The organism is Methylobacterium isbiliense, assembly GCF_022179325.1.
GTDB lineage: Bacteria > Pseudomonadota > Alphaproteobacteria > Rhizobiales > Beijerinckiaceae > Methylobacterium > Methylobacterium isbiliense.
Genome location: NZ_BPQQ01000097.1, coordinates 45,467 through 56,354, shown reverse-complemented (window position 1 = coordinate 56,354; position 10,888 = coordinate 45,467). Strand labels below are relative to the sequence as shown.

The 10,888-nt window shown below is 69.5% G+C and carries 9 protein-coding genes and 1 pseudogene; 2 read left to right on the top strand and 8 right to left on the bottom strand.

Annotated features, from left to right (window positions below; translation table 11 throughout):
* A pseudogene (locus MFF61_RS30045) lies at window positions 1–120 on the bottom strand (carboxyl transferase domain-containing protein); the annotation flags it as partial.
* A gap of 58 nt (window positions 121–178) precedes the next feature.
* A complete protein-coding gene (locus MFF61_RS30040) occupies window positions 179–508 on the bottom strand; it encodes a hypothetical protein (protein WP_238241356.1) in 330 nt (109 codons plus the stop codon).
* A 304-nt stretch (window positions 509–812) separates the two neighbouring features.
* Between MFF61_RS30040 and MFF61_RS30035 the strand changes: the two genes are divergently transcribed.
* The gene (locus tag MFF61_RS30035) at window positions 813–1,721 is read left to right on the top strand and encodes a LysR family transcriptional regulator (protein WP_238241355.1); all 909 of its coding nucleotides are present in this window, start codon (window positions 813–815) and stop codon (window positions 1,719–1,721) included.
* Window positions 1,722–1,814: 93 nt separating this feature from the next.
* Here MFF61_RS30035 and MFF61_RS30030 read toward each other — a convergent pair whose 3' ends face one another.
* From MFF61_RS30030 to MFF61_RS30015, 4 genes are all read right to left on the bottom strand, one after another.
* Window positions 1,815–4,241: a YbcC family protein gene (locus tag MFF61_RS30030; protein ID WP_238241354.1), complete on the bottom strand. Its 2,427-nt coding sequence runs from the start codon at window positions 4,239–4,241 to the stop codon at window positions 1,815–1,817.
* Between the two features lie 19 nt (window positions 4,242–4,260).
* Window positions 4,261–5,814 carry an NADH-quinone oxidoreductase subunit L gene (locus MFF61_RS30025; protein WP_373324818.1) on the bottom strand — a complete coding sequence of 518 codons (1,554 nt, stop codon included), beginning with the start codon at window positions 5,812–5,814 and terminating at the stop codon, window positions 4,261–4,263.
* Window positions 5,815–6,032: 218 nt separating this feature from the next.
* A complete protein-coding gene (locus MFF61_RS30020) occupies window positions 6,033–6,911 on the bottom strand; it encodes a LysR substrate-binding domain-containing protein (protein WP_238241352.1) in 879 nt (292 codons plus the stop codon).
* A 34-nt stretch (window positions 6,912–6,945) separates the two neighbouring features.
* Window positions 6,946–7,491, bottom strand: a complete 546-nt coding sequence (locus MFF61_RS30015; RefSeq protein WP_306423425.1) for a biotin/lipoyl-binding protein — start codon at window positions 7,489–7,491, stop codon at window positions 6,946–6,948.
* 265 nt (window positions 7,492–7,756) lie between these two features.
* On the opposite strand from MFF61_RS30015, the gene MFF61_RS30010 reads away from it, so the two are divergent.
* Entirely contained in the window at window positions 7,757–8,755 is a 999-nt protein-coding gene (locus MFF61_RS30010) for a TerC family protein (RefSeq protein ID WP_238241351.1), read from the top strand.
* Between the two features lie 194 nt (window positions 8,756–8,949).
* Here MFF61_RS30010 and MFF61_RS30005 read toward each other — a convergent pair whose 3' ends face one another.
* Together MFF61_RS30005 and MFF61_RS30000 are read right to left on the bottom strand one after the other, a co-directional pair.
* Window positions 8,950–10,116 (bottom strand): FAD-binding domain-containing protein, encoded by a 1,167-nt coding sequence (locus MFF61_RS30005; RefSeq protein WP_238241350.1) that lies wholly within the window; start codon window positions 10,114–10,116, stop codon window positions 8,950–8,952.
* A gap of 32 nt (window positions 10,117–10,148) precedes the next feature.
* Complete coding sequence (locus MFF61_RS30000) at window positions 10,149–10,799, bottom strand: NAD(P)-dependent oxidoreductase (protein WP_238241349.1); 651 nt, start codon at window positions 10,797–10,799, stop codon at window positions 10,149–10,151.
* Between the last annotated feature and the right edge of the window lie 89 nt (window positions 10,800–10,888).

The following is a 10,888-nucleotide window of genomic DNA, read 5'->3' as shown; positions in this document are numbered from 1 at the left end:
TTCGATGCGCTCCCGCGCCGTCAGCTTGCCCTTGCCGTGCTGGGCGGCGATGCGCTTGTCGCCGCCGCCGAGCCGCGCATGACCCCGGCGGTTCTCCAGCAGAGCAAGAATCTCCTTCATGGAATGAGCCTCGCAGTGTGATGAGATGGATGGTCAAGGCGCCGGATCTCGGCCGAGTTCAGCCGATCTGCTCCGCGGCGGACGAGCGTACGCATTGCGGCCGGTGCAGCAGGAGGGCGCACATGAGCGCCTGCCGATACTTGCGGTCAGCAGTGCCAGCGTGAAGGCGCACAGTGTCGGGCACAGCGGCCGCAATCTCACCGAAGTCGATGAGATAGAGAGAGTGGAGAACGTATGATCGTCCGCTGGGATCGGCGATGTGCGCGTCGACGGCACGGTCGATGTCGATGTCCAGCAGCTCGCCTTGCAGGAGGAGATCCAAGACACGAGGCGGATTTCGTGATTTTTTCTTTTTCAAAGGAGGATCAAGACCGCACATCGTGATCATGGTATCTCCTTCTCGCCACTTCGAGCGTTTGGTTTGGATCAGGTATTTGGATGTGCATTGTGAATGCGTTCTTATTTGCCAAAAAAACAACATGTAGATTAATTTACATAAATAATGTTGTATCATAAAGAGATTAAGCAATATAACTAGCGGCACGAACGCGCGTAAACGTTCCAATACCGGTATCTTGCTGCACTATGTATTCCACACTACGTGATGTAGCCGAACGAAAATCTACGCACGCTCCTGACGCAGGGCAAATTCAAAGATTGCCACAAATCGTTCGTTTTCGTAGATATACTGCATGACGGCCTTGAACTACCATCACCTGCGCCTGTTCCATCGCATCGCGCACGAGGGCAGCCTCACCCGTGCGGCAGAGGCCCTCCACCTCTCGCAATCCGCCCTCTCGGTTCAGCTGCAGAAGCTCGAACAGCAGCTCGGACACGCCCTGTTCGAGCGCCGCGGCAAGAAGCTGATCCTCACCGAGGCGGGCCGCATCGCCCTCGACTACGCCGATACCGTCTTCGAGACGGGCAACGAGCTGATGAAGGTGCTGCAGGGCCGCCCTCGCGCCGCCCAGCACGTGCTGCGCGTCGGAGCGCTGACCACGCTCTCGCGAAACTTCCAGCTTGAGTTCCTCCGTCCCGTGCTCGGGCGCCCGGATGTCGAGCTCGTGGTGCGCTCGGGCACGATGCGCGAGCTGCTGGCTCAGCTCGAGATGCACAGCCTCGACGTGGTGCTGGCCACCACCGCGGTTCGCCGGGACGCGGGCACAGACCTTCACAGCCATCTCATCGCCGAGCAGCCCGTCAGCTTGGTCGGACGCCCCGGGTCGAATCCGGAACCGCTCCGCTTCCCGGAGATCCTGCGCACCGTTCCGGTGACGCTGCCCAGCCTGGACAGCGAGATCCGGGTGGCCTTCGACCGGGTGCTGTCGCTGGCCGGGATCCACCCCATCATCCAGGCGGAGGTCGACGACATGGCCATGCTTCGCCTGCTGGCGCGCGAGGGCGAGGGCGTGGCCGTCGTTCCCCCGATCGTCGTGCAGGACGAGTTGCAGGCGGGCGTGCTGGTCGAGCATTGCCGCATTCCGGACGTCACCGAGCGCTTCTACGCGATCGTCCAGACGCGACGCTTCCCGAACCCGATCCTGCACGACCTCATCAGCGCGAGTGTTTCACCGCCCAGGGCGTCAGCCGCCGAGCGATGAGCCGAGACCCTGTCGTGACGGGCCGCCCTGAGCCGAGCCGGCCTCCGCTTCGGTGCAAGGCCCACCGGATCGGCACCCGCTCCGCGCCGGACCTCAGACGGCCGCCCTGAGCGGCACGCTCGCCGCCACGCCGCCATCGCCTTCGCGGCTGGTCCAGTGCAGGTTGCCCGCGTAGCGCCACGCCAGTCGGCCGTCCTGATCGAGCGCGAGCAGGTGAAGCCAGCGATGGTCGAACAGGGCACGCACCTGCGCGTGGCGCCGCAGGACGTCGGTGATCGCCTCGCGCGGCGCCTCGATGCAGACCGACAGCCGCAGCGGCTCGTGGGCGAAGTCCTCCCCGTCGTGCACCGACTGCCGGGCAAGGCCGGCCCGCAGGGGGCCGCCGTTCCCCTCCAGCACCCCGATCCCGCCCGTGACGTTGTGGAGCAGCTTGTTGCCGCTGCCGAACAGCGCGGGCGCCACGGTCGAGCCGTAGTATTGCAGGCTGATCCAGCTCGCCACCACCACCGGCGCGGTCAGGATCAGCTCCAGCACGCCGAAGCCGTCGTCCTGCCGCCAATCGTACTCGTGCAGGAAGGCGCGCCCGTGGAGCGCCCTCCCGGCGGTGCGGTGGCGCGGTGCGGCGATGAAGGCGCTGCAGCCGGCGAGCCCCCATTCGGGGCGGGTCTCGGCCCAGTCGCGGCTGCGACGCGCGACGGCGCTCCCGTCGGAGGCGCGCGGCAGCCGCAGCGCGCGCTCCGCGCGGGCGATCTCTCCGGCCGCCGCGAGCCAGCCCCGGACCTGCTCCAGCTCCGGGGAGCGGAGCGTGCGCGGCTGATCGCTGTCGTAGAGCGTCACGCGGTCCGTCGTCGTGTCGTGCAGGGCGGCGAGGAAGACCGTGTCCGACGCCACGTCGAGGCCGTGATCCGGCAGGCCCGCTCTCACCTGCGCGTCATTGAGGAGCTGCGCCAGCAGGCGCGCATTCACCTCGCCCGAGTAGCCGCCGCAGGCTCCGCACTGCAGCGCGCTGGCGTGAGGGTTGTTGGCCACCGTGGCGCCATGCCCGACGAGCAGCACGACCGGAGCGAGGTTCGACGTCAGCGACATCGCCCGCAGCACGTTCGCCGCCGTCGCGACCCGGGAGGGGAGGTCGAGCGCCGGCTGGAGGCGCGGCGCCGGATCATGGGGGGCGGCCGCGCCGCCCAGACCGAGCGCGTCGCTCAGGAGCTTGCCGAAATAGAGCGGGCCCGCCGCCTCGACGAAGGCGAACGAGGACACCGCCGCCTGCCGGAAGCGGCCCCAGGCCCGCTTCGCCCGCGCCGCAATGCGCGCGGACTCGTCCGCGTCGCCGAGATCGGGGCCGCCCGAGCAGGTGTGCAGCGCCGGCCGCAGCAGCACGGGCAGGCGCCGCTCCTCGACGTCGGACGCGAAGCGCCGATGCGCGGTCGGCAGGCCGAAGAAGCCGGCGAAGCCGAGGGTACGGATGTTCGGGCTCAAGGATTCCAGGGCGCGGCGGAAGACCTCCGAGCGGACGTCGATGCAGAACGCCGCCTGCAGGCGCGGGCGGCCGGCTCCGGCTCCGGGGGAGGGGACCGCCAGCGCCGCGGAAAGCCCGCGCTGCGCGGCGCGTTCCGCGGCGTCCTGCAGGATGGCATCGACGACGAGGTCGGCCGTGGGCCGGGCGGGCGCTGCGTGCGCGGCCGCCACCGCCGCCCAGCGCTCGGCGATCCGGTCCGCGTAGCGGGAGAACAGGGCCTCCTCCCAGATCACCCGGACGGCGAGCAGATCCCGCAGCGTTGCGTCGGAACGCCCGGCGAGCTCGGCCTGCCACGACCGGTAGCGGGCGTACTGCGCCCAGCCGCCGAGCGTCAGCAGCATCTGGTGGAAGTAGCTTTCGAGCGCGCCCGGGCTCAGGCCGAGCGTGGAGACCGCGCGGGTCAGGGCGGGCAGCGTCCCGTCCGGCACCTGCACCACGTGCCGCGCGAATCCGCCGAGGCCGGCGATCTCCGGCGTCAGGTCGTGGGTGGCCCAGTTCCGCCAGAGCGCGAAGTCGCTGTCTCCCGGGGGCGGCGCCCACAGGGCCTGACCCTCGTCGAAATGGGCCGCCGCCCAGGCCGTGAACCGGTCGGCGATCAGCCCCGGCCAGTCGATCCCGGACGCCTCGGCACAGAGCGACGCGACGGTCGGGAGGACAGGCACCGGCCGGGCCTCCGCGCGGAGCGCCGCCTTCAGCGCGTCGAGATCGGCCGGGCGCAGGTCGGCCGGTGCGTCCGCCAGAGCGGCCAGGAGATCCTCGTCCGTGATGGCGTGGGACGCGACCCTGTCGCGGTACCAGCGCCGCGGCATCGTCACCGCCGCGCCGCCCGCCCGGCCGAGGCGCGCCCCGGCGGCCCAGAGCGGCTCGCCGGCATGCCCGAGGAACGGGTTGACGGCGACGCTGGAGGCCAGGGGCCAGAGGGGCGGGATCAGCCGGCCCGCGGCATCGGCCGCGTTCCTCACCTCCTCGTGGGCGGCCGGGAGAGAATGGACGATCTCGATCATCGTGGGATCTCCGGAGCGGTCAGGCGACGTGGCGGGTGGACCAGCCGCCGATCAGCCGGTCGAAGGCGGCGTTGGCGTAGAGCCCGTTGGCGAGGTGCACCCGCAGCCCGGCGGCGGCGGGGTGGTGGGCCCAGGTCGGGAACATCGCCTGCAGGACGGCGACCAAGCCGAAGCTCAGCAGCGCCAGCACGATCAGTGCCCATTCGAGCGGCCCCGGCGCGGGCGTCGGGGGCAGTACGCCCGCCGTCAGGCGCATCGCCACCGCCTGGAGCGTGAAGTAGCTGACCGAGGTGGCGAGGGCGTAGGCCGCGGTGCGCCACGTCAGTGCCCGCGGCGCGGCGTCCGCCAGCCCCTGGGCCAGCATGTAGGCGACCCCGAAGATCAGGATGGTGCCGAGCGCGAGGGCCTGCGGCGACTTGTGCGCCAGCCCGAACCCGAGCCCGACCAGGACGAAGAGCGCGAAGGCGAGCAGGAAGGCGCGCAGAACTGCGCCCGCGCGCGGGACGGCCACCGGCCCGGGCCGGCGGATCGCCGCGACCGCCTCGACGGCACCGCCCGAGGCCAGGAAGGCATGGGCCTTGTAGAGGGAATGCGCCACGATGTGCAGCAGGGCGAGTGGGAACAGGGCCAGCCCGCATTCGAGGATCATGAAGCCCATCTGGGCGGTGGTGGACCACGCGAGCGAGGTCTTCACCGCGGGCTGGGTCAGCATCACGAGGCCCCCGAACAGGGCCGTGAAGCCGCCGATCGCGACCAGAACCGCGAGCACGCCGGGGGCGAGGAGGAGCACGTCCGCGAAGCGGATCAGCAGGAACCCGCCCGCGTTGATGACGCCGGCGTGGAGCAGCGCCGAGACGGGGGTCGGAGCCTCCATGACCTCCGTCAGCCAGCCGTGCGTGGGGAACTGGGCCGACTTGAGCAGGGCGGCGAGCGCGAGCAGACCGGCCGCCGCGACGGCCAGCCCGCCGCCCTCGCCGGCGCGGGCCGCGCCGAGGATCCGACCGACGTCGCCCGTGCCGTAGGCCGCGGCCAGCAGCGTTGCGGCGGCGATCAGGGCGGCGTCGCCCACCCGGGCGGTGATGAACTTCTTGCGCGCCGCGCGCCGGGCGCCGGGACGCTGGGCGTAGAAGAGCAGCAGCCGATGCAGGAACAGGCTGGTCGCGATCCACGCCGCGACCAGCAGCGCGAGGGTGCCGGCCGTCACGAGGAGCAGCACCGCGGCGAGGGTGAGGCAGAGCCAGCCGGTGAACGCGCCCTGACGGTCCTCGCCGTCGAGGTAGCGCGAGGCGTAGCGCACCACGATCCAGCCGATGAACGTGACCAGCAGGAACATGGTGGCGCTCACGGCGTCCAGCCGGACCGAGAGGCCGATCCCGTCGCCTCCGAGGTGGGAGCCGGCGCCCGGCCCCATCACCGCCAGGACGACCGCGGAGGTGATGGCGATCGCGAGCGTGGCGAAAGCCGCCGCCTCCGCGAGCGGAAGGACGAGACGCGGACGCCGGCCCGGATTCAGGAAGCAGGCTGCGGCGCAGGCCAGCAGCGCCGCGGGCGCGAGCAGCGGCAGATCGAACATGGACACGAGGATCTCCTCGGGATCGGCAGAGTCGCGAGATCTCGTACCCGACGGGCGAGGTTACGAAAAATAGATTGTTTCTGATGTTTTGTTTTACGGAATGAAAAAGCGCGCGAGAGAGTGAGGACGAGCCGAATCAGTCGGCTTCCTGCCCGCGGACGGCGGTGCGCGGAGCGGGCCTCGGCGGTTCACGGCTGGCATCGGAGACAGAGAAGAGATCAAGGCTGTTTCAGCGCCGCATTCCCCAAGGTTTCGATGATCGACGACGCAAGAAGTTCTGCCGCCTGAGACAGCGCGCCCGGAGCACGATACAGCGCGATTTCGGTATCGGCGAGTTTCGGCAATGACAGCTTGGACGTAATCGATACCAATCCTGCCGGGATCATCTCGGTCGGCAGGACCGTGATGCCGAGGCCGGCTTGTACGGCAGCCTGCAATCCGGCCAGGCTCGGGCTCGTATACGCAATGCGCCAGGGTCTTTGCTCCGCATCCAGTGCCGCGAGCGCGCGCTTTCGATAGACGTCCGGCACCGGTGCGAGGACCAGCGGTATGGGCTTGTTCTCCGGCAAGATCACGTTCGGTGATGCCGTCCAGTCCAGCACCTCCCGCCAGACCTCGGTTCCGCCCCGAAAGCCCTGTGGCTCGCGCTTGAACAGCATCAGATCGTACTGACCTTTCGAGAATCCATCCAGGAGATTGACTGTGAAGTCGCAATAGACCTCCAGGGCGACCAGAGGATGTGCCCGCGCAAACCGGGACAGAATCGCCGAGAGATGCGTCGTGGCAAAATCCTCCGGCGTGCCGATCCGGACGACACCCGCAACATCCGCCTCGGTGAGGTGCAACCTTGCGTCATGGCTCAGTTTCAGAATCTGCTGCGCGTAGGTGAGGAGAATCTCACCATGTGGCGTGAGACGGACTTCAGTCGTGTCTCGCTCGAAGATGCGTCGCCCGAGATTGTCCTCAAGCCGCTTGATTTGCTGCGAAACGGTGGGCTGTGACCGACCGATGCGCTTGGCGGCGCGCGTGAAGCTGCCGTTCTCGACAACGGAGACGAACGTGAACAGCACATCCAGATCGAAGGAGGGGGGCAACATATCCGATATTCTCCTCAGGGTACGGATCGGCACGTCATGCCAAGTCGTACTGCGCCTGTGTCGTGGTCTGCCCGCTGAGGAGCTGCCGCAGCCGGTCCTCCTGGCGGCCGGCCTGGGACAGCGTCGCTTCCTCCCTGGCGAGCGCGGCCTTCGCGCTGGCCAACTCGACTTCGAAGGGCTTGGGGTCGATCCGGTAGAGGATGCTGCCCTCCTGCACGAGGCTGCCCTGCTCGAAAGTCCGCTCGACGATGATGCCGGAGACGCGTGGGCGGACCTCGGCGATGCGCATCGGCGTGATCCGGCCCGGCAGTTCCTTGATCAGCGTGACGGCTTTCGGCTCGGCCACGACGACACTCACGACGGGAGGCGTGCCGGCCGTATGGCTGGAGGAGGCCGGTTGCTGGTCCTGACAAGCAGCCAAGCCTGACGCCAGCACCACGATCGATGCACCGCCGACCCAGCGCGCCGACCGGTGATCGCGCCCCGGTTCGCACCCACGCGTCGGGTCGCTTCCGAATATTGGCAGCATCGGAGAATCCTCTGAATTGAGCACGTTGCGCTCTTTCAGATCATCCGACATCACAGTCTTGAGTGAGACTGCCAGTGGGGCCTGGGTGTCCGTTCGATCGATTTCGTGACCGATGCTGCTTGCTTCAAGAAGCAGATTGTCAAAACGCCCATAAATTTTCTCAATGAGCCTCATTGGCCTGAGACGACTTGCTCGATGTAGTCGCACGGACCACCTGCGAGGGAACCCACGGTCCGGGCCCCTCTGGTGAGAGCTGCCGGCGCTCTCGCGATGTCGGACCATTCCCGACATCGCCAGCCGGCCTCGGAGGCCCCTTATGGACCTGGCATTCCTTTTCGTCCTCTGGCTCGGCAAGCCGCTCTGGATGTGGCTCGCCTTCGTGGCGATCGTGCTCGGCCTGCTCGGCCTCGACCTCGGCGTCCTGCACCGCACGACGCGCGAGATCGGCGTGCGCGAGAGCCTCGGCATGAGCGGCGTCTACATCGCGCTCGGCCTCGCCTTCGGCGGCTGGGTCTGGTGGTACCTCGGGCAGGAGGCCGGGATGGCCTACCTGACGGGCTTTGCCGTCGAGAAGGCGCTGGCGATGGACAACGTGTTCGTCATCGCCATGATCTTCGCCTTCTTCTCGGTGCCGCGTCTGTACCAGCACCGAGTGCTGTTCTGGGGCATTCTCGGCGTGATCGTGCTGCGGGCCGTGATGATCGGCCTCGGCGCGGCGATCGTCGCCCAGGCCTCGTGGGTGCTGTACCTGTTCGCCGTGTTCCTGATCGCCACCGGCGTGAAGATGATCGTTTTTGCCGACCGCCATTACGACGTCGGCTCGAACCCGGTGCTGGCCTTCATGCGCCGGCGCTTCAACGTGACCGAGACCCTGCACGGCGAGCGGTTCTTCGTCCGCCAGCCCTCGCCCCAGACCGGCAAGCCGGTCTGGTTCATGACGCCCCTGTTCCTGGCGCTGGTGATGATCGAGATCGCCGACGTGATCTTCGCGGTCGACTCGGTGCCGGCGATCTTCGCCATCACCAAGGACCCCTTCGTCGTCTACACCTCGAACATCTTCGCCATTCTCGGCCTGCGGGCGCTGTATTTCGCGCTCGCCGCGATGGTGGACCGCTTCCACTATCTCAAGTATGCGCTGGCCGGCGTGCTGCTGTTCATCGGCTCGAAGATCTTCCTTGCGGATCTGCTGGGTCTGGACAAGTTCCCGCCGGTCCTGTCGCTCGGCATCACCTTCGGCCTGCTGGCCGCCGGCGTGTTGTGGAGCCTGTACAAGACGCGAGGTCGGCCTGCCACCGCGGCGATGCTGAGGCCGTGACGGCTGCGGCGCTGCCGCCGCAACCGCTCCGGAGCCGGCTCCAGCCGGCCTCGGGGAGGGCGCCGGGTCGTGTCCCCTGGCGTGGTGCAACGGCGGCGTGGTCAGCCACGATCACCGGACGGGGCCGGGACGACCGGACCCCGGCCGCAATCGCGGTGATCACAGCGACACCACGGCGCGTGGCAGGACCTCCGTCAGGGTTCGAGCAGTTCCGGGATCGCGCTCCTGAGCCGGAAGAAGCCGCGGGTCGAGAGAGGCCATGCCCGGTCGTCCCAGGCCCGGCGCAGGCGCAGGCACCCGGGCGGCAGCGCCTCGGCCGATGGCCCGACGGGGGCCCAGGCCGTCACCACCGGCAGGTCCCCCGCCGAGCCCGAATCCTCCGCCCAGCCCCAGTCTTTCATCGCGCCCTTGCGGACGGGCGCGGCCGGGCAGCCGAAATGCGCCTCGGCCCGCGCCAGCGCATCGGCCATGGCCGCGTCGTCGGCCGCGCGGACGCGGTCGCTCGCGCCCTCAGCATGGGCGACGAGGCCGCCGACCCGGACCACCTCGGCGCGCCCGAGCGGGAGGCTCTCGGGATGCAGGTCGTCGAGATGCAGGAGCAGGGCGACCGGCCCGGGCGGCGGGGCGTCGGCCGGGGCAAGCGGCACCTCGCGCGGCGGCATCGGCTCCTCCAGCGGCGCGGCGCGCTCGTCGAGGCCGGTCGGGCCGTGGCGGTCCTCCGTGTAGCGCCGGATGTTGTCGCGGCGCGCCAGGTAGTGCTTGCCGCGGGTGTGCAGGCCCGCGACCCACCGCCAGGACAGCGTGTTGCTCGCCGCGTCGCCATCGAGCAGGTGCCGCAGGAAGAAGTCGGCGCCGAGTTCCCAGGGCAGGCGCAGCGTGAAGATCCAGATCGAGGCGAACCACATGCGGGCGTGATTGTGCAGCCAGCCCTCCTCGACGAGCTGGATGGCCCAGTGGTCGAAGCCATCGATGCCGGTGCGCCCCTCGACGGCCGCCCCGAAGGTCCGGCGCAGGCCGGGCTCGGCCGCGAGGCGCGCCCGCGCCTCCCCCAGCCCCGCGCGGTAGAGCGTCCAGGCGTCCGGATGCGTTTCGAGGTGACCCTTGAAGTAGGTCCGCCAGAACACCTCCGCGACGAACGTCTCGGAGCCCTGCACGCCGAAGGCCCGCAGGGCGGCGCGGGCGACCTCCTCCTCGGTCAGCAGGCGGCGGCGCAGGTAGGAGGACAGGACCGAGGTGGTCGGCCGCGCGCCCCGCCCGCGATCCGTGTTCCGGTCGGCCGCATAGGCCGCGCCCGGGCCGGCCAGGAAGGCGGCGAGGGCCTCGAGGCCGGCAGCCCGGGTGAGGACGAGCGGGTCCGGCATGGCTCCACCTCGGCTGCTGCGGCGGGCCGGCATCAGAGCGGGAGCGCGCGCTCGATCAGGACCACGGCCTTGCCGATCCGGCTCGCATCCTCGATCTGCCCGACGAGGAAGTGCGCCACGTCCGCCCGCGCGATCAGCCCGTTGCGCCACGACGAGGGCTTGTCGAGCACGCGGTAGCGCCCGGTCGCCCGGCCTCCCGTCAGCACGCCGGGGCGGACCAGCGTCCAGTCCAGCCGGCTGCGGCGGATGCGCATCTCCTGGGCGTCCTTGTCGTCGTAGGCGCGCCCGAAGACCAGCCGGAACGGCAGGCGCTGCAGCGGGCTGATGGCGTCGCGGCTGTCGCCTGCGCCGAAACCCGTGACCGCCACCAGCCGCCGGACACCCGCCTTCTCCATGGCGGGGACGAGGAGGCCGGTCGCATCCGAGAACAGGCGGACCGGCCCGAGCAGGTCGCGTACGGGCACGCCGAGCGCCTGCACCACGGCGTCGACGCCGTCGAGCGCCGCCGCGACGTCGGACCCGTTCAGGGCATCGCCGGAAAAGCGCTCGAGGTTCGGGTCGGACAGCGCGATCCGGTGCGCCGAGCGGGCAAAGGCCCGCACGCGGTGTCCTGCGGCCAGGGCTGCCCTGACGGTCTCCAGACCGATGCCCTGGCTGGCGCCGATAACGAGGACGTGAGCCATGTGCGAACCCTGTAGGCGGGAGGTCGGCAGACCGAGGGAAGATTGGGCGCGCGATCTCGCGCGCCATGCGGCCGCTTGCCCTCGGGGCG